21 protein-coding genes and 1 other annotated feature are annotated in these 22,971 nt (G+C 48.6%); of the genes, 9 read left to right on the top strand and 12 right to left on the bottom strand.

Going from position 1 to position 22,971, the window contains the following annotated elements; translation table 11 throughout:
* Positions 1-127 precede the first annotated feature (127 nt).
* From PIL01S_RS26860 to PIL01S_RS26845, 4 genes are all read left to right on the top strand, one after another.
* Positions 128-1,030, top strand: coding sequence for a carbohydrate ABC transporter permease (locus tag PIL01S_RS26860; RefSeq protein WP_260503776.1), 903 nt, complete (start codon positions 128-130; stop codon positions 1,028-1,030).
* Positions 1,031-1,032: 2 nt separating this feature from the next.
* A complete protein-coding gene (locus tag PIL01S_RS26855) occupies positions 1,033-1,872 on the top strand; it encodes a carbohydrate ABC transporter permease (RefSeq protein ID WP_127540712.1) in 840 nt (279 codons plus the stop codon).
* A gap of 119 nt (positions 1,873-1,991) precedes the next feature.
* Positions 1,992-3,158: a rhamnogalacturonan acetylesterase gene (locus PIL01S_RS26850; RefSeq protein WP_127540831.1), complete on the top strand. Its 1,167-nt coding sequence runs from the start codon at positions 1,992-1,994 to the stop codon at positions 3,156-3,158.
* A 176-nt stretch (positions 3,159-3,334) separates the two neighbouring features.
* On the top strand, positions 3,335-3,751 hold the full coding sequence (locus PIL01S_RS26845; RefSeq protein WP_127540710.1) for a sensory rhodopsin transducer: 417 nt from the start codon (positions 3,335-3,337) through the stop codon (positions 3,749-3,751).
* 60 nt (positions 3,752-3,811) lie between these two features.
* On the opposite strand, the gene PIL01S_RS26840 is transcribed toward PIL01S_RS26845, so the two are convergent.
* The 5 genes from PIL01S_RS26840 to PIL01S_RS26820 all read right to left on the bottom strand — a co-directional run bounded on the left by PIL01S_RS26840 (position 3,812) and on the right by PIL01S_RS26820 (position 10,092).
* Positions 3,812-4,969, bottom strand: a complete 1,158-nt coding sequence (locus PIL01S_RS26840) for a Ger(x)C family spore germination protein (RefSeq protein ID WP_127540707.1) — start codon at positions 4,967-4,969, stop codon at positions 3,812-3,814.
* Positions 4,966-6,435: a spore germination protein gene (locus tag PIL01S_RS26835; RefSeq protein WP_127540705.1), complete on the bottom strand. Its 1,470-nt coding sequence runs from the start codon at positions 6,433-6,435 to the stop codon at positions 4,966-4,968. The genes PIL01S_RS26840 and PIL01S_RS26835 overlap by 4 nt, the downstream gene beginning before the upstream one ends.
* Entirely contained in the window at positions 6,416-7,522 is a 1,107-nt protein-coding gene (locus PIL01S_RS26830) for a GerAB/ArcD/ProY family transporter (protein WP_127540703.1), read from the bottom strand. Before PIL01S_RS26830 ends, PIL01S_RS26835 begins: the two co-directional genes overlap by 20 nt.
* Positions 7,523-7,649: 127 nt before the next feature.
* A complete protein-coding gene (gene trpS / locus PIL01S_RS26825; RefSeq protein ID WP_127540701.1) occupies positions 7,650-8,645 on the bottom strand; it encodes a tryptophan--tRNA ligase in 996 nt (331 codons plus the stop codon).
* 156 nt (positions 8,646-8,801) lie between these two features.
* Positions 8,802-9,129, bottom strand: a binding site (T-box leader).
* 27 nt (positions 9,130-9,156) lie between these two features.
* Positions 9,157-10,092, bottom strand: coding sequence for a DMT family transporter (locus tag PIL01S_RS26820; protein ID WP_127540699.1), 936 nt, complete (start codon positions 10,090-10,092; stop codon positions 9,157-9,159).
* 172 nt (positions 10,093-10,264) lie between these two features.
* Here PIL01S_RS26820 and PIL01S_RS26815 point away from each other — a divergent pair, with 172 nt between their 5' ends.
* Positions 10,265-11,635 (top strand): aminotransferase-like domain-containing protein, encoded by a 1,371-nt coding sequence (locus PIL01S_RS26815; protein ID WP_127540697.1) that lies wholly within the window; start codon positions 10,265-10,267, stop codon positions 11,633-11,635.
* A 101-nt stretch (positions 11,636-11,736) separates the two neighbouring features.
* Here PIL01S_RS26815 and PIL01S_RS26810 read toward each other — a convergent pair whose 3' ends face one another.
* Positions 11,737-13,056, bottom strand: a complete 1,320-nt coding sequence (locus PIL01S_RS26810) for a glutamate-1-semialdehyde 2,1-aminomutase (protein WP_127540695.1) — start codon at positions 13,054-13,056, stop codon at positions 11,737-11,739.
* Positions 13,057-13,150: 94 nt separating this feature from the next.
* Complete coding sequence (locus PIL01S_RS26805; RefSeq protein WP_127540692.1) at positions 13,151-14,194, bottom strand: LCP family protein; 1,044 nt, start codon at positions 14,192-14,194, stop codon at positions 13,151-13,153.
* 213 nt (positions 14,195-14,407) lie between these two features.
* On the opposite strand from PIL01S_RS26805, the gene PIL01S_RS26800 reads away from it, so the two are divergent.
* From PIL01S_RS26800 to bcp, 4 genes are read left to right on the top strand one after another with little or no spacing between them, the layout of a single operon-like run.
* Positions 14,408-15,454 (top strand): ABC transporter ATP-binding protein, encoded by a 1,047-nt coding sequence (locus PIL01S_RS26800; RefSeq protein WP_127540690.1) that lies wholly within the window; start codon positions 14,408-14,410, stop codon positions 15,452-15,454.
* Complete coding sequence (locus PIL01S_RS26795; RefSeq protein WP_095362146.1) at positions 15,455-16,249, top strand: ABC transporter permease; 795 nt, start codon at positions 15,455-15,457, stop codon at positions 16,247-16,249. It abuts the gene before it with no gap.
* A gap of 4 nt (positions 16,250-16,253) precedes the next feature.
* On the top strand, positions 16,254-17,039 hold the full coding sequence (locus PIL01S_RS26790; protein ID WP_127540688.1) for an ABC transporter permease: 786 nt from the start codon (positions 16,254-16,256) through the stop codon (positions 17,037-17,039).
* Between the two features lie 45 nt (positions 17,040-17,084).
* Positions 17,085-17,549 (top strand): thioredoxin-dependent thiol peroxidase, encoded by a 465-nt coding sequence (gene bcp / locus PIL01S_RS26785; RefSeq protein ID WP_127540686.1) that lies wholly within the window; start codon positions 17,085-17,087, stop codon positions 17,547-17,549.
* Between the two features lie 57 nt (positions 17,550-17,606).
* On the opposite strand, the gene PIL01S_RS26780 is transcribed toward bcp, so the two are convergent.
* The 5 genes from PIL01S_RS26780 to PIL01S_RS26760 are packed head-to-tail and all read right to left on the bottom strand — an operon-like array spanning position 17,607 to position 22,852.
* Complete coding sequence (locus tag PIL01S_RS26780; protein ID WP_127540684.1) at positions 17,607-18,725, bottom strand: GerAB/ArcD/ProY family transporter; 1,119 nt, start codon at positions 18,723-18,725, stop codon at positions 17,607-17,609.
* A 26-nt stretch (positions 18,726-18,751) separates the two neighbouring features.
* Positions 18,752-19,855, bottom strand: a complete 1,104-nt coding sequence (locus PIL01S_RS26775; RefSeq protein ID WP_127540682.1) for a GerAB/ArcD/ProY family transporter — start codon at positions 19,853-19,855, stop codon at positions 18,752-18,754.
* A 16-nt stretch (positions 19,856-19,871) separates the two neighbouring features.
* The gene (locus tag PIL01S_RS26770; RefSeq protein ID WP_127540680.1) at positions 19,872-20,105 is read right to left on the bottom strand and encodes a hypothetical protein; all 234 of its coding nucleotides are present in this window, start codon (positions 20,103-20,105) and stop codon (positions 19,872-19,874) included.
* Between the two features lie 8 nt (positions 20,106-20,113).
* Positions 20,114-21,316: a Ger(x)C family spore germination protein gene (locus tag PIL01S_RS26765; RefSeq protein WP_127540678.1), complete on the bottom strand. Its 1,203-nt coding sequence runs from the start codon at positions 21,314-21,316 to the stop codon at positions 20,114-20,116.
* Positions 21,317-21,337: 21 nt separating this feature from the next.
* Positions 21,338-22,852, bottom strand: coding sequence for a spore germination protein (locus PIL01S_RS26760; RefSeq protein WP_127540676.1), 1,515 nt, complete (start codon positions 22,850-22,852; stop codon positions 21,338-21,340).
* Positions 22,853-22,971: the final 119 nt, after the last annotated feature.

Raw genomic sequence — 22,971 nt, 5'->3', positions numbered from 1 at the left:
ATTGCTTGCTCATCCCACCCGGGATGACGGGACTGGGGCTGCTCGCTAACCGCGAGGGCCTTTCCCCGTCCAATTGTGCATCCCCGTTTGTCGGAAGCAGGCAGATCAATAAAGGAGGTTGATTCCGTTGAGGCAGTATTCGTCGTTACGCAGAAACCTGACCGGGTATGCATTTATTAGTCCTTTTATTATCGGCTTTCTGGGCTTTACGCTGATCCCGATGTTTGTGTCCTTATACATGTCGTTCACGAGTTATAACCTGTTCACTTCTCCCCGATGGATTGGGATGGACAACTACACCAAAATGTTTTTTGAAGACCCCAAGTATTGGAACTCGGTTAAGGTAACATTCCTGTATGTATTCATTGGTGTTCCACTGAGACTGGTTTTTGCACTTTTCGTTGCCATGATCCTGAACACCGGTTCCCGTATGGTTGGAACGTACCGTACCTTGTATTATCTCCCATCCATTATTGGTGGTAGTGTGGCGGTGTCGATCATGTGGCGTAACCTTTTCAGTAATGAAGGGGTTATCAACAGTGCACTAACCGCAATCGGAATCGGGCCAATCAGCTGGTTCGGTGATCCCGATGCGTCCCTGGTCATGCTGATCTCGCTGTCCGTTTGGCAGTTCGGTTCCTCCATGTTGATCTTTCTGGCAGGCCTCAAAAATATCTCCCCCGAGATGTATGAGGCAGCAGGGGTGGATGGCGCCAACCCGATACGCAAGTTCTTTAGCATCACCTTGCCGCTGCTTAGTCCAATCATCCTGTTCAACCTGATCATGCAAACCATCGGTGCCTTCATGACCTTTGTGCCTGCATACATCATCTCCAAAGGAGAGGGTGGTCCAATGGACGGTACAATGCTCTACTCGCTGTATCTGTTCCGTCAGGCCTTCATGTTTAACAATATGGGTTATGCTTCGGCAATGGCCTGGATCATGCTTATCATGATCGGTATCCTCACTGTAGCCGTGTTCCTGACATCCAAGTTCTGGGTGTTCTATGAATCTGAAGGAGGGAAGTAACGATGGTTTGGAAAAATGTAAAGTGGCCGATTTATCACCTGTTCGTTGCGGCTTTAGCCCTCCTGATGCTGTATCCGGTACTTTGGATGTTATTCAGTTCATTCAAGGAGAGCCGTACCATCTTCGTTACTGCGGAGTCCCTTTTCCCTACCGAATGGATCTGGAGCAACTATGTCGATGGCTGGAAAGGCGCGGGCGGAAGACCGTTTATGGACTACATCACCAATTCACTTGTTATCGTGGTCATTTCCACCATCGGTGCAGTATTATCCTCGTCGCTTATCGCCTTCGGTTTTGCCAGATTGAACTTCAGGGGCCGCAGCTTCTGGTTCTCCCTGATGATGTTGACTCTGATGCTGCCACATGACGTGGTGTTGGTTCCGCAATACATTATCTTTACGAAGCTGGGCTGGTTGAATACGATTCTACCGATTGTGGTACCTACATTCTTCGGAATGCCGTTCTTCATTTTCCTGATGGTACAGTTCATTCGTACGATTCCAAAAGAGCTGGATGAAGCAGCAACCATTGATGGATGTAACAAATTCAGATTGTACATTCAGATTATCATGCCGCTGATTAAGTCCTCGCTCGCGACTGCCGCAATCTTCTCCTTCTACTGGAGATGGGAGGATCTTCTGGGGCCGGTACTGTATCTGAACTCACCGGATAAATATACGGTATCAATGGCGCTCAAAATGTTCCTGGATAGCGAGTCTGCCTCCAACTGGGGAGCCATGTTCGCCATGTCCATCGTCAGTCTCATTCCGGTTGTAGCTGTATTCTTCATTTTCCAGAAACAAATTGTACAGGGCATGAGCACAAGCGGACTGAAAGGATAATAACTTCTTTCACTGGATTAACACTTCATCCAAAATGCTGAACAGGGAGGTTGTTCCTATTGGATAAGGCTCTGGGTAGTCAAGCCGTTGCCACGGAGGCAGCGGTCCACAAGAAAGAGATTATTACGCATTGGAAATTCGACTTCGGCCCGGGTGAGGGGGTTGAAGGGTACCGGAAAGTGTCAGCCGGCAGCATCTACGGGAATATGATCGGTTACGGTTTTGAGCCGGATTCCCTTGTTTATGAGAAACAGCGCTATGGTGAGACAGAAGATCGGGATCGTGTACAGCAAAATCAGGAGTACTCGGGGCAGGCCAATGTGTCTGCCCGATTGCGTTCAAGCTTCTGTATTCCACTCAAGGCATCGTTTATCGTTGATGTGCCGGACGGCACTTATCAGGTACTTCTTATAGCTGGAGATGACCTGGCTGAAACGGTCACCAGAGTCAAGGCGGGTGAAGGCAGATTGATGGTGCCAACGATTCGTACTCTACCGGGACAATGTGCCGAGGTCAGATTCTCGGTTGTGGTCAGAGGCGGAAGGCTTCGTCTTTCCTTCTCCGGTCCGGCCCCGCGGATCAACGCCTTGGAGATTACGCTTGCCAATCAGACGATGACCGTATTTTTGGCGGGAGATTCCACGGTAACGGATCAGCCAGAGAGCGGGTACCCATACTGTGGCTGGGGACAGCTGCTGCCAGCCCAATTCAAGCACGATGTTGCCGTTGATAATCACGCACAGTCGGGACGAAGCTCGCGCAGCTTCATCCATGAAGGCCGATTGGATGCGATAATGAAGCATATCAAGCCGGAGGACTTCTTGTTCATTCAATTCGGACATAATGATGAGAAGCCGGACCCGGAGAGGGGGACGGATCCATTCACAACCTATAAGGAATATTTGAAAAAGTATATCGATGCAGCCCGCGGAGCCGGTGCCCGCCCGGTGCTGGTGACGCCCGTACATCGGCGCTTTTTTGCGGACGACGGCACGCTGAACGACACGCATGGTGATTATATTATTGCCGTGCGGGAGCTGGCACAAGAGGAAGATGTTCCGCTGATCGACCTTGCTGAACGGAGCCGTATTTTGTTTGAGCAGGCGGGAATTGAAGGCACCAAGGAATATTTCATGTGGGTGCTTCCGGGTGAATATTTGAGCTTCCCGGCTGGTGTGGAGGATAACACACACTTTCAGGAACGCGGCGGACAGCGCCTTGCCGCACAGGTAGCGGAAGCTATCCGTGAGCTAAGGCTGCAGCCGCTGCAAATGTATTTGAGGTAGCCTGAGAGTAAGAGACTCTGCACCGAAGCGTCTGCGTTTAAACAGTTATCTCTGCCTGGAAGAGAAGATGGGAAGGATGCCGGAGCATTCAGCGTTTGAGCGACGATATATCTGTTAAGTGTCAGCTGCGCAGCTCTAGGCAGTTAAACATCATAATTCATAGAGGAGGATCACGTATGACAAGAGAGCATACTGAAGCAGCCCGTTTGGCAAAGCGTGAGGCAGCAGTGCCGACAGGCCACACCTATTGGGTTATTCCAGACGGTTACATACCACCAGATAGTCGGGGCTCCCTGGAGAGTCATGAGAGCATCTGTGTTCTGAATACCGGTCTGGAGGATGCGGAACTCGATATAACGATCTTCTTCGAAGACAGAGAGCCGCTCGAGAATATTGAAGCGAGCGTGCCGGGAAGAAGAACCAGTCATATCCGGACGGCAGCACTTCATGCTGGAGATCAGTCTATTCCTGCGGGTGTCCCGTATGCCATCACCGTCGCCAGCAATGTTCCCGTCATCATCCAGTATAGTCGGCTGGATACCACCCAGCCTGAACTGGCACTGATGAGTGTCATGGCTTTTCCGCTTACCTAAAGCTCAAGGCACAAAACGACCAGCCAACTTGCATCTGCAGGTGGCTGGTCGTTTTGTGCATTACTCTGTGTATTTGTACGTGCTGGCATTGAGGATTTTTACATGAACTTTCACTGTTCCAAGTTTGAGTCGTTTGATTGGATCTGCCCGATTCTGAACGTGTTCTTTCCACAGAGTGTGGTCATGACGATACAGATGCTCCGCAAGACCATAGGAATCAATCTTGCGTGATTTGTTTTTTTCGAACGTTTTGCGGATTTCAGACTCGATCTGTTTCTCAGCTGCTTTCTCCATCGTTTGTGGAGGTCGATGAGAGCCCTGCTCCTCGATGATGACGCCTTTAACCGAAGTAACCAGGTCAAACGCTACCTCGCTCCCGTCCTTCCTTGCTGAGATTCTGGTATGCGGGTCATGGAGCCTGAGCGTCAGATCAGGCATCTTGCCCCCATTTTTGTAAACGTACAATGGATACTGGTAGACATGGTCATAATTCACGAATCGGGTTCCATTGGCGTCCTCGCCTGCCACCTTGCCTTGATTGGCACCGTTCGAAATGACAAAGAATCCGTCCGTTTGGATCAAGGGAGGAGCTTCTTTCCCATTAAACCAGGTTTGATTCCTGTTCGTTATAGATGGCAATAAAACAACCGAAGCAGGCTCACGCAAACCATCAAGAAGCTGATGAAGACGAATCGGCTCAAAGGCAGAATGCTGTTTGTACAGCTTGATCGGTTCGAATAGCTCGATGGTTTGTGTAGATTGGTTTAACAAGGCAGAGGGGGCAAGCACATCGGGTATGTCTTGTTCCGTACCGTAGATCCAGGGTGTATATCTTAGCTCGCCCGAATGGAGGAGTGTATTAAAAATGTCCTCGAGCCTCCCGTTCAGGGCGTTTTTGGATAAGACAATTGCTTTTACATGGGTCCATAGTGTCTGCTGCTGCGAAGTTTGATAGAGATCGCTAATAGCCATGCTTAGTGTTGTACCTTCGCCTCGGCCGATCCAGATATCACTTGCTTGCCGTGAAGTGGGTCCTTCCTGTTTGGCAATACTGGAGAAATCGATCAGTTGCGCGTAAGCAATATATTTATTATCCTCGTAATCTATCCCGATTCCCGTAATAAAGTTGATGCTCTGGACCTCTTTGGAATCCCAGCAACCCGTCAGCAGGACCATGCAGCTTATAAGCAAGCCCCCCATGGAGATCCATCTGTTCACGAACCTTTCCTCCGCCGGGTAGAGTCCTGAGTATGGAGTACAGCCGGACGTTTGGTCCTCTTCATGGAAGGTTTCATGGATACGGATTGGGTGAAATCACCGGGAATATAGGGAGAGACGGGGGACAAGTAGGATACGCCATAACACTCCAGGGAAACGAGATGAACCAGTAGAGCAAATAGTCCAATCATGAAACCGAACAATCCCAGGAGGGACGACAGAACAAGCATCCCGATTCGAACTTGGGCTGTAGCTCCACTGAGTACCGTATTCACCAAAATATAGCTGGAGATGACCGAGATGGCCACGGATACAATGATGGTGGGGGAAGTTATACCCGCACGAATAGCTGCATCTCCAATAATGAGCCCGCCTACCACGCTGACAGTCTGGCCCAGTGCACGCGGCAGTCTGCGGCCTGCTTCATTGAATAATTCAAACATAAAGATCATCAGAAATGCTTCCAGTGTCACTGGCAAGGGCAAGCCCATACGTGTTCCGGCAATTGTGGCCAGAAGAGGTAAAGGGATCTGCTCCACATTAAAACTGGTCAAACCGATATAGAAGGCTGGAAAAAAGCAGGCAATCAGCAAACCGGAAATGCGCAGAATTCGTTCAAAAGTCACAATGAAAAAAGGCGTACTCTCATCTTCCGGTGATTTCAACTGATTGAACAGCGTGGTAGGGGCAATGATAGCTACAGGAGAACCTTCGACCAGAACAGCAAAACGCCCATTCAATAAGGAATCCACGACATAATCGGGTCGCTCTGTATTATCGGTGAGCGGGAAAATACTGCGAATGCCTCCCATAACAGCACGCTCCATAATGGAAGTGCCGAGAATACCATCGATTTCAATCTCGTCCAGATTTTTGCGAGCTTCTTTCAGGATCTCCGGATTAATTATGTCCTTTACATACAGCAGTCCGATGGAACTCTGGGTACGGCCACCTTTTACATATTTCTCATAACACATGGAGGAGGTTTTCATTCGTTTACGAATGAGTGCAATATTTACGTTTAATTCTTCGGTGAATCCATCACGAGGACCTTTTACGGATGACTCAATCGCTGATTCCTCAGGATTTCTACCTGGGATGCTTGCAATATCCAAGCTGCAGGACTGATCGCCATTACCGAAAATGAGCAGCAATTGTCCGCTGAAAATCAACAGGTTTAAATTCTCCGTATCTGTAAGGTCTTTCACCGGATTTAAAGATAAGCCCAATTCCTTGGGGTGTTCTTCTTCGATCATCAGAGAATGCTGTTCTAGGCGGGGGATAATAAACTGATTAAGTTGTTTGCCATCGACCAATCCGTCGCAATAGAGCATGATGACCGGCAATTCGGTTTCATCTTTGGCAAAAAAGGTTTGGATCACAACATCCGCGCATGGATTGAACTGCTCTTGGAGAGAAGCAAGCAGTGTTTCATGGGACGTGGTGTCAATCGCTTGGTGCTCCATGATGTTTCCTCCTCTTATGGCGTGAACTGATGAATGCAACGCTCGTCGCTATAATTGCAAGTCCGCTTAGATATAGGAGATTGAACGGAAATATGTAATCGACAAGCAGCTTTTCGAATGTCATATCATCCAGACGGTACAGCATGGAGAGAATAAATATAACAGCGATCGAGATCATGCTAATCATCCTTCTGGAGGCGCTCTTAATATTCCAAATTTCTACCACAATATACATGGCGAGACTGATTCGGGTGAACGCGCCGGCAAGCCACTGATAGATGGAAAAGAAATCCGTCTGTGCAATGTATTTGCCTAAGGAGGCAATCCGCCACTCCTCAAAAGCGGGATAACGCATTTTGGCAGCTTCAAAAGGATTGAATTCCACAATAGCCCCAATGAGCGGGCCAAGTGTCAGGCCGAGAATAATAAAGGCGAGCATGACGTACTGCCATACACGTATCCGTTTGGCCAAGTGGGGCTGAATATACCACATAAACAGCAGCTCAAACATGCCTGAAAGGCTGTAAATCATGCCGTGAAGAACGGGATGCCACCCTTGTTCAAGCACGGGGAGCAGTCGGCTGTAATCCTTGTACTGGGTATTTACAATTGCGACATAGAAGCCGAGAAGCACAACGAGAGGCAGAACAAGCCCAGCTGTAAATGCGAGCGAACGAATCCCTTTATAGGCTGCATAAGCACTTAGGGACATCAGGGCAATGCTAGTAACTAGTATCGGTGTCTCTGTCAGGTAATTGGTCTTGGCCCACGTGGTGGTATCATGCAGGGTAAAGTAAATAACAGACAGGAAAAAGAGGCTGTTTCCCACCCGAAATAACAAGCCGAGGGGCTTGCCCAGATGGGAAGTCAGCCATTCATGCAGCGTTTGATGCTGAAGAAAACGAGAGACGTAGGCAAGCATGAGCGCAAAAACAACATAGGGTCCTGCGGATAGCAGGACGGAAATCCAGGAATCCCTTTTCGCTGCACTCAATAAGGCTGGAATGATCAGGACGTGGCTGATTAGGCCGACAGATAACATAATTAACATCATGGCTTGCAAAAAAGAAGGCTGTCTAGGTTTCATGCTGAGGGGTCCCCTTTTCGCGATAGACTGTCCTCAGCAGTGTTAACGTGATTGGTTCTCTTCATACAGGCGGGTCTGTAGTTCATGATGTTTCATCTCATCCTGATGTCTAACTTCATCGCTATGCTTACAAATCAAAGTAACGGATACCCATGGCCTCCCGTACTTCGAGCATCGTTTCCCGCGCGATTTTGCGGGCATGGCGGGTGCCCTCAACCAGAATTTCTTTGACCTCGTCCCCTCGTTGCTCATAATGGTTCCGCCGTTCTCGAAAAGGGGCAAGCAGTTCATTAATTGCAGTACCTGCAAACTGTTTACAATCTCTGCATCCAATAGAGCCCTGGCTGCAGCTGGCATGAATTTCTTCAGCGTGCTCCTTCCGAAACAACTGATGGTATGCAAATACCGGGCAGATATCGGGATGGCCTGGGTCGGTACGATGGATACGCGCAGGATCAGTCTTAGCCTTGGTCAGTTTGGCATTGACATCATCGGGACTCGCATTTAATGAGATGGCGTTGCCCATGCTTTTGCTCATTTTGCCGATGCCATCCAGTCCGCCGAGCCGCTCCCCGGTCAGGATTCGTGGTTCCGGCAGAACCGGAGCATAGAGTTCATTGAAACGCCGGACCAGTCTGCGTGCTGTCTCAATATGCGGAATCTGGTCTTCGCCTGCGGGAACGAGGGTCGCTTTGCAGAATGCAATATCAGCAGCCTGACTGACCGGATAGCCCAAGAAACCGTAGTATAGATCCGTATAGCCGCGATCACGCGCTTCCGTTTTGATGGTGGGATTGTGCCGAAGGCTGTTCACAGTGACAAACATGGAGAAGATCACCGTTAATTCTGCAATCTCCGGAATCATGGATTGGATAAACAGCGTGGCCTTGTTTGGGTCAATGCCTACAGCGAGATAATCAAGAGTCACTTGATGAACGCTGCCCGCAATCAATCCTGGCTGATCATAATGAGTGGTCAGTGCCTGCACATCTGCCAGTAAAATATAGGTTTTGTATTCATTTTGCAATTGCACCCGGCTGCGCAGGCTGCCCACGTAATGGCCGAGATGAAGCTGCCCTGTGGTCCGGTCTCCAGTTAAAATAACATCCTTGTTCATATTCATGGTTCATTCTCCTTTGATTTTGTAATTGTTCGAGCATTCTAATCTGTTGACGCCACCAGCCATCTTCCACGACCATCACCCCCTTTCAGCCTGTTACAGTATGCAGGTATCAAAAAAAGCCTCGTCCTTCATCCTAATTCCCGTGAGGGAACAGAATAGAAGGACGAAGCTTATGCTTCGCGGTGCCACCTTAATTGGCCGCTGGTTGCGGCCCACTTAGAGATACGGATCAAGATTTATGGTCAGGCTGATTGAAAAAAACAGACCGGAACCAGTAGATATCTTGATCGATATCCTGTCCGTGGATAACGGCTGAACATGCCGCCTTGCCTACTTACCGTCCTGCACCCCGATTACAGGATACATGCGTGTTCAGCTCGGAACTCCGAAGCCCATTTCCATACGACCAGTGCACCGGCTTCCACCATCCGCCGGCTCTCTGGAGCACGCTGTCGTATGTACTTCTCTTCATCATCGTTGATAACGTCCGTTTACAATTTTTCACATTGTATCATGCTTTGACTTCACTGACCAGCCTGTGTTTTCTACCACTCATATTGGTTCCGAGCACACCTGCGATAATCAGGATGGCTCCGACAAAATGGTATCCGCTGACGGGTTCATGCAAAATCCAGGCTCCACCCGCTATGGAAATCAAGGTAGAGAAATTGCTGAATACACTCATCTTCGAAGCTTCCAGATGGGTTAACGCATAGCTGGACAGCAGAGTCGAAATCATGGTGGAGAGGATAGCCAGATAGGCCAGCGTCCCTAGATAAGATGCATCCCCGAGAGGTTTTACATAATCGCTAATGGTACCGCTGGATAAATGACGGATGACGGCGGAGACGTTAAAAACAAGACAACCGACGAGCAGGGTAACCCATGTTAATTCCATCGGCTTATACTTCTGGGTGAGCGGTCTGGCAAGCACGCCATACCCTGCAAAACAAATTGTAGAGAGCAGCAGCAGGGCAATTCCCTTGAAATTACCTGAAGTCATTCCGCTGCCTTTCATCAGGAAAATGAAGACCACTCCGGCAACAGAAAGAAGCAGGAATAGCTTTTGCAGCATAGATGTCCGTTCTTTCAAGAATACTGAAGCCAGAATAAGGGTAAAGACAGGGGCCATGGCCTGAATGATTCCGGCCTCCGATGAATTGGAGGATACCAGCCCAAATGCCTGAAAGGCAAAAAATAAAACCGGAGAAAGCAGGCCTAGCGGTATGATCCGCCACAGATCCCGCAGTGTGAGCCCGATTTTGATCCATCCCAGAATAACCGGAATGCTGACTACGAGAAGGGATAGGGCGAATCGATGGGCAAGCACATCCATCGGGTGTGCCACATTGACGGTCATTTTGACAAATAGAAAAGATAAACCAATGATAGCCGCATACATTACGGCTGCGGTATAGGCATAAGCCCGGGTACGCGTCGTATTCATATTGTTCCTCCATATAGCTTGATTATCTCGGTTGGACTAGGCAAACCCCTTGATTGTTATCACATGCTGTAAGGTCTTTGCTTCATTCAATATACTGTCAGTTCAGACGTGGTACAATGATGAAAAGTATAGATTGTACCGGTACAGTTAGGTGGAAAGGAAAATTCTCTATATGAAAAAATATGAAATAATCGCGGAGTCGCTGCAGCGTTGGATACAGAAGCAGCGGGGGCGTCAGCAATCGATTGACAAGGGAATTAAACTTCCCGCAGTGCGTGTGCTGGCTGAACAATATCAATGCAGTGTAAGCACGGCTATTCGTGCCTATCAGTGGCTTGAGCAGCGACATCTGGTATATGCAGTTCCTCAATCGGGTTATTACGCTGTACAGAATGGAGTAGGAGTAGAAGATGTCGATTGGAAAGGGCCACTGGATTTTGCCTCTGCTGCTCCGGACCCCCGGGTATTTCCGTATTCCGATTTTCGTCATTGTGTAGATCAGGCCATGGAGAACAACCAGGCGGAGCTATTTCTGTACGGTACGGAGCGGGGGCTGCCTTCATTGATCAACCTGCTGCAAAAGCAATTTGCCGACTATCAGGTGTTTGCCCCTCCGGAACAGTTCTTTATTACATCCGGCGTGCAGCAGGCGCTTGCAGTGCTGGCCTTGATGGCTTTTCCGAATGGCAAGAGACGGGTTCTGGTTGAGCTACCAAGCTATCATCTTATGCCATCCCTGCTGGAAGGCCTGAATGTACCTATTACCGGAGTAAGACGCACGCTGGAAGGTCTTGATTGGGAGTCGCTGGAACGGCAATTTGGTGAAGGCGATATTAAATTCTTTTACGTCATGCCACGCTTTCACAATCCGCTGGGGACATCCATGACATTAGCCGAGAAGAAGAGATTAATTAAGCTGGCAGAACGATATGACGTGTACTTGGTGGAGGACGATTATTTAGCCGATCTGGAGGAAAATACAAAACAGGACCCGCTATTTTCTTACGATACAGTAGGCAGGGTCATCTATTTGAAAAGCTACTCCAAAATTCTGTTTCCCGGCCTGCGCATTGGTGTAGCGGTCCTTCCCGCAGCTCTTGCTCCTTCGTTCGGGGGACACAAAAAAATGCTGGATATCGACACCTCGGTGCTGTCTCAGGCTGCGCTGGAGGTCTATATTCGCAATGGCATGTTTGCACATCACGGGAAAGTCATTCGCAGTCGTTATGCAGCCCGGATGCAGAAGGTTCATGAGCAGCTTGCTGCCGATCCGGAGTTTAGTCCCTTTGCCCATGCTCCGCGAACAGGTGGGGAGCATACCGTGCTGCCATTGGCCGGCAATATGCCGCTTGGCGTGTTGTTATCAAGGCTGGAAGAACGCGGAGTAATAGCAGGTACAACCGAGCGTTACTACCTTGAGGGAACGCAGCAGGATAAAATGCTGAGGCTGAATATATCCAATGTGCCGAAGCAGCGGCTTGAGGAAGGCATGCGGATCATTCGTGAAGAGATCGTGAAGCTGCAAAGCGGAAACGTGAAATGACTTTTAAGCGGCCCAAAAACACAAAAGGCGTGCAGCCAAGCTGAATATTCAGCCTGATTGCACGCCTTTATCTGGTTCACTGAAATCTTAGGTCTTAGGGACTACTCCTGAGCCATCGCCTTGAAGGAGGCTTCAGCTGCCTCAAGTGTTGCCTGCACGTCCTCATCTGTATGAGCTGTAGTCAGGAACCAGGCTTCATACTTCGATGGAGCCAGGTTGATACCGCGGTTCAGCATATGCCGGAAGAAGGAGGCGAACCGTTCACCGTCTGTATCTTGAGCTTGATCATAATTTGTTACCGGGTGATCACAGAAGTGTGTGGAGAAAGCGCCACGAATCCGGTTGATCGTCAGTGCGATGCCATGACGATCGGCAGACGCCTGCAGACCCGATGTCAGATCAATGGCCAGTCGTTCCATTTCTTCATATACGCCTTCGCCCTGCAGTACTTCCAGACAAGCGATACCCGCAGAGATGGAGGCAGGATTGCCGGCCATTGTTCCGGCCTGGTAGGCAGGTCCGAGCGGAGCAACCTGCTCCATGACATGCTTGCGTCCGCCATAAGCTCCGATTGGCAATCCGCCACCGATGATTTTGCCGAGTGCAGTCAGATCGGGTTCAATCTCGGCATGATTGGCAAGCCCGGCATACGTTTGCGTAGAACCATAGTGGAAACGGAAAGCCGTAATGACTTCGTCATAAATCACAAGCGATCCGTTGGCACGTGTCATGGCACACAGACCTTCCAGGAAGCCTGGCTCTGGCATAACCATGCCGAAGTTGCCGACAATGGGCTCCACCATTACTGCTGCAACATCATCACCCCAGCGCTCCAGGGCATCTTTCAGGCCATCCAGATCATTATAAGGAACCGTGATCACTTCATGTGCGATGCTGGTTGGAATTCCTGCACTATCCGGAATCCCGAGGGTGGAAGGGCCGGAGCCTGCAGCAACCAGCACCAGGTCGGAGTGACCATGGTAACATCCGGCAAATTTTACGATTTTATTGCGTTTGGTGTAAGCGCGGGCCACGCGGATGGTAGTCATCACTGCCTCGGTACCGGAGTTGACAAAACGTACCTTATCCATGGAAGGAATGGCTTCCTTCAGCATTTTGGCAAGCTTGATTTCAAGCTCGGTTGGCGTACCGTACAACACACCATTTGCTGCTGCTTCACTAATGGCTTGGGTAATATGAGGATGAGCATGTCCAGTTACAATGGGGCCATACGCTGCCAGATAATCGATGTAGCGGTTGTCGTCAACATCCCAGAAGTGTGCGCCTTGCGCCTTTTTCATAAAAACGGGTGCGCCTCCGCCAACCGCTTTGAATGAGCGGGAAGGACTGTTTACGCCGCCTACAATATGTTCAAGTGCCTCTTTATATAAGATTTCGGATTGGGGACGAGATGAGTTCATGGGTTTATTCCTTTCGGCTATGAATTTTGTTGCAAATTTTCGTAACACAACACAGCGAGAGGGCAGCATAATGGCTGCCCTCTGCGTGTTTACATTACTGAGCCGGTTGCTCCGACTGTTGGTCTTCACCGCTTGCTGTTTTATCTTCGGTTCCAGTCGTACTGTCTTCCGGTTCAGCAGGCGGATGAATAATATCCTGAATATGCTGCTTCAATTTCTCTTCATTGGTTACCGTCAGGACTTGTGCTCCACCTGCGGTCCGCTCTTCCTTCAGCATGTTCATCGGCGGAATTTGTTCGCTGCCGTTCATGCTGCTCTGATATCCAAGTCCACCGAGCTTCCACATATCCGAGAGTGTCAGGTTTGTATCCACATAAGGGCTCACCTGTTCCAGAATGGTAGGAAGCTTGGCAATGGTTGTCGTGGATTGCATTTTGGCCGCTACGGCTTTCAGGAATTCACGTTGACGCTCGGAACGAGCGAAGTCGGACATCGCATCATGACGGAAACGCACGTACATAAGCGCTGTTTCACCATCGAGATGCTGATAGCCTTTCTTCAGATCAATGTCGTACTCGTTATTGTCTGCTTTGCTTGTATAATGCATGTCCTTCTCTACGTCAAAGTCCACACCGCCCACGGCATCCACCAATTTGATGAATCCTTGGAAATCGGTATACACATAATATTGGACAGGGATCCCCAGCAGGTCGCCAGCCGCTTGCATTGCTGCATTTGGTCCGTGGGTGATAGCGGTGTTAATCCGCTCCTTGCCAAATCCGTCTATATCGACGTAAGTGTCTCGTAGAATGGAGAACAAGTTGATTTTTTTGGTGAGTGGATCGAGCGATACAACCATCATGCTGTCCGAACGGGGAATTTCCCCTTCTTTGAGGCCACGGGCATCAACACCCATAACCAATATATTTACTGTTTCAGTGCCTTCCCATTTTGGAGGGTCCGGTGTATTCACTTTTTCGACATTTTCAATACTGGCGAACGGAGATTCGTCGCCTTCCTTCTGCAAGCCATTCAACTGATTGAGAATAGAACCGAAATAAAATGCCGCTGCGCCTCCAACGATCAGAACAAAGGCGGCAAGAGAAATCCATATGGTTCTCTTCGTCTTTCTGGTCATGCTAGCTCTCCTTTGTATTTGAGATGAAATAAAAAAACGAGTTCAGTTTCCGTAGTAACATAGCCTGAAGCCTTCCGTGCACGTCTCTTTCCAAACAGCAGTCAGAGGACGCAGCTTCAGCTATTTTAAAAGCTTGCTGAATTTTGACTGATACCATTATAATTTCTTTTTGGGCTACAAGCAATTTCAACAAAATCCAAGTGAGGTATAATCATGCTGGCGATTGATGTCAAAGATTTGCGCAAGTCGTTTAGCGTCCAGAAAAGTCGGGGTGGACTGAAGGGCGCATTTCAAGATCTGTTTAAACGCGAATACCAGGAAGTATTGGCGGTGAACGATATTTCGTTTCAGATTCCGCAGGGTGAAATCTGCGGATATATTGGAGAGAACGGTGCCGGTAAATCAACAACGATCAACATGTTGACCGGCATTTTGGTGCCTACTTCAGGGCATATATCGGTTGGTGGATATGTTCCGTATCAGGAACGGGAGAAATTTGTACAGAATATTGGTGTCGTATTTGGTCAGCGGAGCCAGCTGTGGTGGGACATTGGTGTCATTGAATCCTTCCATCTGCTGCGCAAGGTATACCGTGTGGACGAATCCGATTTCCGCAAACGGCTGGATGAGCTGGTTGAGCGGCTGCAGCTGCAGGATCTGCTGAATCGTCCGGTGCGCAAGCTCAGTCTCGGGCAGCGGATGCGCTGCGAACTGGTGGCCGCATTGCTTCACAATCCCGATATTGTTTTTCTGGATGAGCCAACCATTGGTCTGGACATTGTCGTCAAGTCGGAGATCCGTGAATTCCTGAAAGACATGAATAAGGAACATGGAACAACCATTTTGCTGACGACACACGATCTGCAGGATATCGAAGCACTGTGTTCAAGAGTGATCATGCTTGACGCCGGCAATATCATCTATGATGGCGGTCTGGATCACCTGAAATCCCAATGGGGCAAGGAGCGGGAAATCCGCTTCAAGTTTGGGACGGGCCACACGATTGCACAGATGCAGGAATGGACTGCCGCCATGCCCGTACGCTGGACGGTAGAGAACGAGCTGTCCGCATCGGTCTGGATTCCGCTGGAACTCAATGTGTCCGATGTCCTTGGCCGTGTGGTGGGACAGGCTGATATTACGGATATTCAGATTATTGAGATTAATACCGATGAGATTGTACGGAGTATCTACCAATCCGGTTCTGCCGAGCGTCCCGAGATTGTGGGAGCAGGGAAAGAAGCGGCGGGTGTATCCTAGATGAATAGTGCATTTTTTGATTTTATGCGAATCCGGTTTCTGACGATGCTGGCGTACCGGGTGAATTATTATTCCGGCATTTTGATATATACGCTGAATATTGGCGTGTATTACTTTACATGGCAAGCCATTTATGGCGGAAGTGGAGAACTGGGTGGATTTACGGCAGCCCAGATGACCACGTATGTGGCAGTATCCTGGATGGCGCGTGCATTTTATTTTAACAACCTGGACCGTGAAATTGCCGCAGATATTCGGGATGGATCCATTGCGATTCAATTTATAAGGCCGATCAACTACGTTATGGTCAAAATGATGCAGGGTCTCGGTGAGGGCGTTTTCCGTTTCCTGCTGCTGATGATCCCAGGCATGCTCATTGCAATCCTGCTGTTCCCGGTTGAACTGCCTACTGCGCCTTCAGCGTGGATCGGATTTCTTGTCATGCTGTTCTTCAGTTTCCTCATTAACTCCCAGATTAATGTCATTACGGGACTGGCAGCGTTCTTTGTGGAAAACAACGAAGGTATGATGCGCATGAAACGGGTCGTGGTCGACTTGTTCTCCGGTCTCATCATTCCGATCAGCCTCTATCCGGGCTGGATGTCCGCGATCATGAAGGTATTGCCGTTTCAGGCTATCACGTATCTGCCGGGTTCCGTATTCACGGGAAGAGTGGAAGGCACCGGCATTTGGAGTGTACTCGGCATTCAGGTGCTCTGGTTTGTCATCCTGCTCGTTCCAATGATGCTGATCTGGCGTCAGGCGCGCAAGCGTCTGTTCGTGCAAGGGGGTTAACAGCATGTACTACTTAGGTCTAATTGGGGAATATTTAAAAAACTACATGAAAACACGACTGACGTATCGTGCCGATTTCTGGGTCGAGATCATTTCCGATCTGCTGTTCCAGGCAACGAATCTGATCTTTATCTTTGTTGTTTTCCGCCACACGGATAACCTCGGGGGCTGGAGTGAAAGTGAAGTCCTGTTTGTATACGGTTATTTCATGGTGCCGTATGGCATCTTCAGCTGTTTTATCAATCTCTGGGGGTTCAGCGAGCGGTATATCGTTAAGGGTGAGATGGATCGCATTCTGACGCGTCCGGCACATAACCTGTTTCAGATATTGCTCGAAAATGTGGACCCGCCTGCACTTGTGGGTTCGTTTATTGGACTGATCATCATGATCTTCAGTGGGGCGGAGATGGGAATTGTCCTGGAATGGTGGCATATTCCGGCGCTAATCATTCTGGCGCTAAGCTCTGTGTTAATCTACGCGGGAATTTATACTACACTGACATCGCTATCCTTTTATTCGGATGCTCCGACAGGTATTCTTCCATTAATGTACAACATTCAGGGTTATGGACGTTATCCGGTAACGATCTACAATCGAGCCATTCAGGTATTGTTAACCTGGGTCATTCCGTTTGCCTTTGTCGGGATCTATCCGGCAGCATTGTTCCTGGATCGATCAGAGATGCATCGCATGGCATTGCTGACCCCTGTAATGGGACTGGTTTTCGCAGCGATTGGACTTACGCTCTGGAACTACGGCGTGAAACGCTACCGTGGTGCAGGCTCGTAGAGAGAAGCCCGATAATAGAGGGTAAGACGAGAAGGAGGAATAGAGATGACATTAACTGAAGGCAGCCTTGCTCCGGATTTTGAACTTCCATCAAGCACCGGGGAGACAGTGAAGCTCTCCGATTACCGCGGACAGCGGGTGCTGATCTACTTTTATCCCAAGGATATGACTTCGTCCTGTACGCAGCAGGCATGCGATTTTCGGGATCGCCATGAGGAATTTAAGGGGTTGAACACGGTTATATTGGGCATTAGCACGGACCCGATGAGCAGGCATGACAAATTTATCGCCAAATACGGATTGCCGTTCACCCTGTTATCGGATGAAGAACATCAGGTTGCCGAGCAATATGGGGTGTGGCAGCTTAAGAAGTTGTACGGCAAGGAATATATGGGCATTGTCCGTTCCACATTCCTCATCGATGAAGAGGGGAAGCTAATCAAGGAATGGTCGAAAGTCAGAGTGAAAGGGCATATTGAAGCAGCTTTGGAGGCTGTGAAGTCCCTGTAAAAAGCGGAAATTCAACGAAGGCAGTGTTCTCGGGTATCACCGTGGACACTGCCTTTTTTATGAGGTTAAGCGTTTGGCCGACTGTTTTCTTCTCTGGAAGCGGAGCCGATGAACGAGCAGCAGGAAGAGCGGGATGATCAGGCTGACCGTCACATCCCAGTCGAGCCATGCGGGCATGACAGTGTTGGTATAGAAGATGATATTGGGACCGATCAGAACGGCTGCAGCAAACATCAGCATTGCTGAGGGCAAGATCATAGGCTTATAGCCGTTTAATTGGAATAACTGGGATAATCCCAAAACAAAACCGAACAAATACAGCATGCTCTTGAAATAGGTCGAGATCAGCCAGGCAATGGCCATCAATGCTTCGATTCGTTCGAAGAAATTACCGATATTGATTTTTTGAGCCAGCGTATAGGAAATATAGAAACCATGCTGAGTGAAAAGGGGGCCGAAAACCATGAGAGAGACGAGAACAAGCATGCTTAGCAAAATTCCTCCTCCGAGAGCTGCAAGGAGCATGTCCCGTTTTAAATGATGTGCGCTTGCGACGTACGGAAGGAACATGGATAGCACGATTAGCTCGCCGAAGGAAGAGAAAGCTCCCCTAATGATGCTATTCATTAAACTCATCCAGGAAGTATCTAGAATGGGGCGCAGTCTAGCCAATTCTGTTTGCGGCAGTACTCCCAACAGAAGGAGGATCATAAAAACGACTACGATGGGAGCAAGAAGTTCACTGCTTGCCCCCATGGTCTTTAAGCCATTCATAACTCCCCACACCATAGGGCATATGAACAGACTCAAAATGACACGGATGGGGGTTTGAAGATAGATCTGTGTCGTCATAAAATCGCCCACTTCGCGGAGGCATATGGCGGCACCAATGATGAAATAGAACAGATATCCGGCAGCGAGAATTGAACCAAGCCATGGACCGAGCAATTTTTTACAGATTTCAACCAGGGACAATTCAGGTTGGGTACGATGCAGTTTGAACAGAATCCATAGTACCAGTAGACCTATTGGTTGGCTGAGCAAGGAGCATATCCAAGCGTCCTGTTTCCCATATGCAGTGACGAGCGATGGATAGATGAGAATCATGTCACCGACCATGGTCAGGAAGGTCAACAAGGTGAACTGTCGCACGGTAAGGCGATCTTTAATCAGCATAGTACTTGTGCTCCTTCAACATGTGATCAGTTGGATAGCGATTTTTTCCTTTTCGTAAACAACATCATAAGCAGCAGCATCCCCGGCAGCAGAATTCCTAAAGTTGTATCCCAATCCACCCAATATGGAACGATGGTAATGACAATATAGGTCAGGTTAGGAGCCACTACATTGGCCATTCCAAACACCAGCATGCATGCTGGCAAAAGGAGAATCCGATACTGTTTAAGATTGAAGAGCTCTGCAATTCCCACGATGAACGCATAAAAATAAATCATTGCTTTGAAATAGGTTGAGATCAGCCAGGAGGTAGCCATAATGGCCTCGATTCGTTCAAAGAAACCTCCGATACTGATCTTTTGAGATAAAATAAACGATGCATAGATATTGTGCTGAGTCAGAAATGCACCGAGCACAAGCAGGGAGATGGTAACTAGCATCGCCAGCATCAAGTTCCCCAGACCAGCCGCAGCGATCACGTCTCGGGTTCGGTGAGCTTGTCTCGCGGTATAGGGTAAGATCATGAGGATCGGGATGGCCTCGCCCACTGGGTAGGTAACACTTACGAGTACACCTTGTGCCAGAGAGACCACATCGGTATCTATGAAGGGCTTCAGATGACTGATTTCTACCTTGGGCAGAAGGCAGAAAGAAAGAACGAGGATGAAAATGATCACAATTGGCAGCAGCAGTTCACTTGTCCGCCCGATGGCTTCCAAGCCGTTGTATATCCCCCAGCCAAGAGTAATGACAAACATCAGGATAATGATTCGAATAGGTGTGAATTGAAAAATCTGGCTGGTCATAAAATCGCCTATTTCTCGGGAATGTGTGGATGTACCCACGAGAAAATAAAATAGGTATATAATAGAAAAAACGGTTCCTGGCCAGAAACCCAAATACTTACGTGCAATCTGAACCAGGTTCTTGCCCGGATGCATATTGCCCAGTTTAAGAAACATGGCCATAAGCACCATACCGAGGGGGATTCCGATGAGGGCACAGATCCAGGCGTTTTGCTTAGCATAGGACGTGATGACAGAGGGGTAGATAAGCATCATATCTCCTATAACCATCATGAAAGTCAGGGTTGCCAACTGCCGTGTTCCAAGCCGTCCTTGCTCCAGCATCCTTTTCCCCCCTTTCTTAAGTTCCGGTGATATTGGCCAAAAATTGATTCACAGGTTCATAAATCCACATAATGATATAGAGGGGGCTTGGGAACTCCCATAAGTTTGCTGCAATTACGCTAAAGAAGGTGGCAACAAGCAGCATGCCGCTGTATACTGCGGTTTCTTTCCATTCCTTGCGACGGATTAGACCAGGAAGATCGATCAACCCTACGATAACTCCCACAACAATGACCGTGATCGTGATCATGTCTGGTCTCACTCCTTGATATCATTTTTGAATGAATTGTCCAGTGTTCCCGTACGTTTAATCTGTACGTTGGCTTCGTACTTCACGTCCAGATTGTCAAAGTACTTGTTCCAGTCATTCTCCATCTTTTTAAAAAGCTTGGGATCCGCATGGTAAACTTCCTGCCCGAATCCAAAAATATCGGCATGATATTTTCGCCTCACGGAGTTCACCGAAGTCTGCATAAGCTCGATTAGTTTTTCCTCACTCTCCTCTTCCAGTTTTCTGAGTGTTTTCATTGAACCGATCTTGACGCCGCATTCCACAGCAGCGATGGAGGAAACATTTTCAAGCTTGATATGAATAACAGGCTTTCCATCCACGATTTTTGCTTTTCGTTTCGTCGAGGTCCGCAGTGCTTTGAAGGTTACGGCTCCACCTTTGCCGCAGGGAAGATGACTTACCGTGGATACCACATTATCCCGAATGTAGTTATATCCTTTTGATTCCTCCTCGGTTAGCCAGCCGATCAGCTTATCCTTTCTAAATACACTTAATCCGGTCGTGTGAAGGCTCGCTGGAGATCGGATAGAAGAGATATTGTCCTTACTTCCGCTTATCTCCTGTTTTCCGATAATCTCAACACCAGTAATTACAGGCTGTATGCCGGGTGTCAACATATTATCGACCAGTTGGTCTCCCGTCACGGTGGTTGTCGGAGACCAGGTTTTAGCGGATACATCCAGGGAATTAAACAGCTTCTCAGCAGGAATGTTCTCCAGTGGGGTAAGCAGATCCAGCACTTTGGAGGCCGTTGTCTTGCGAGCAACCATGACGTAATAATCTGGCCGTACAGAAGGTTCCCGCATCATGGCTTCCATGACATCATATATTCCATCTTTACGTGCGTATTCTTCACCAAAGACAAGAATACGCACATGAGCCATGAATATGCGACGTGGGCTGGTCTCAGTCAGCTTCTGAATGGCTTCAAATAGTGTGTCTGCAGTAGCCTGATATTGGGTTACAGGAGTGCCTTTCCCGCCTCCGGATTTGGAGGATACCTCATTGGGAACGACCACCTGGGCACTAACCTTGATTTTATCTCCGTCCTTATCTACCCCGAGACCTAGCATAATTCCAAGTTCATTGAGTTCTTTACGATCCCAGCAGCCGGTTAGGAGAGGGAGCAGAACCACAAGGGATAAAACCAATCGGAAGCACTTGTTCATACGGTGTTCTCCTTGCCGCGATCAGCGTTTCATTTTTTTGTTGGATTGCCTTGTTTTGTTCGGTGTACCCGTACTCAGAGGGCGGGTTTTCATATGAGACCAGGGTACGCGGAAGATTGTATCCTTAAGATCCTTCTGAACCAGCGGTGCAAATGGTGACATGTAAGGTACTCCGAACGAGCGAAGGCTGCACAGATGAGTCACTGTAATGAGCAGAACGACCAGAATGCCATAGAAACCAAAGGCAGCCGCCAGAATCATCAATACGAAACGCAATATCCGTACCGAGATGGATAATCCGTTCTCTGGAATGACGTAACTGGATATCGCGGTAATCGACACGATGATAACCATTGCTGCAGACACAACCCCCGCATCAACTGCCGCTTGACCAATGACAAGTGTTCCCACGATGGATACAGCCTGACCGACCGTTTTCGGAATCCGAATTCCGGCCTCCCGCAAGATCTCGTAGGTAAGCTCCATCAAAATAGCTTCAATGAAGGCTGGAAAAGGAACACCTTCACGCTGAGCTGCCAGACTAATCAGCAGGTTTGTCGGCAGCATTTCCTGGTGGAAGGTCGAGATGGCGATGTAGAAGGACGGAGCAAGCAAAGCGATAAAAAAGGCCAGGTAACGAATCATCCGAATTAATGTACTGATATCAGCACGCTGATAATAGTCTTCTGCAGATTGAAAAAAATGTACAAACAGGGCTGGTACCAATAAGGCGAATGGGGTACCATCCACAATAATGGCAACACGGCCTTCCAGGAGTGCAGCAGATACAGTGTCGGGCCGCTCCGTGTTATATACCGTCGGAAAGATTGTCCCGGTCTTATCCTGAACCAATTCCTCGATATATCCGCTTTCCAGTACGCTGTCGATGTCAATCTCATCGAGTCTGCGCCGGAGCTCCTCTACCACCTCGGTATCCACGATATGCTCCAGATATAATACGGCTATCTTGGTCTTGGTCACTTGTCCGATCTCTCTCTCTTCTATCCACAGATGAGGGTCACGAATCCGTTTACGGATCAAAGAGGTATTTGTACGCAAATTTTCATTAAAGCCTTCCATGGGTCCGCGTACGACGGTTTGGGATACAGGCTCAGAAACAGCGCGATCTTCCCAGCCGGCTGCTCCGATCTTCAGGCCTTTGGTTGAGCCTTCGATTAGCAGTACTGCAGAACCAGACAATAAGGCATTAAGTACATCCTGCATATTGTCTACCAGCAGCACATCACTGGCAGCAAGAATGTCATTTTGAAGATAGCTTAGGCGTTCGTCTTCAGCCGAGAACTCTGGAAGATCATGTGTCTGAAGCAGGGATACCAGAATGGCCTGATTCAGTATTTGAACATCGACTAACCCATCAATGTACAGCAGAATCGATGGCCACTTATGTAAACATTGGAGCGGGCGGATCATCAGGTCGTTGCTCTGGCCCATCACTTGTTTGCAATATTCCGTATTGTCAATCAGATTCGGAGAGATCAGTTTCTGTTCATGATCGCTCTGCGCTGCAGAACTCATACTTTCACCCCCATACCTCCCTATATTTGCAAGTTAGTATGACCTGGATGAAATCAACTTATGACAAAAAAAGAAGTGACATCAGAACGGTGCACATACAAAAGTAGATTGCCAACTTC

The organism is Paenibacillus illinoisensis NBRC 15959, from assembly GCF_004000925.1.
GTDB lineage: Bacteria > Bacillota > Bacilli > Paenibacillales > Paenibacillaceae > Paenibacillus > Paenibacillus illinoisensis.
This window is presented reverse-complemented; position numbering and strand designations above follow the sequence as displayed.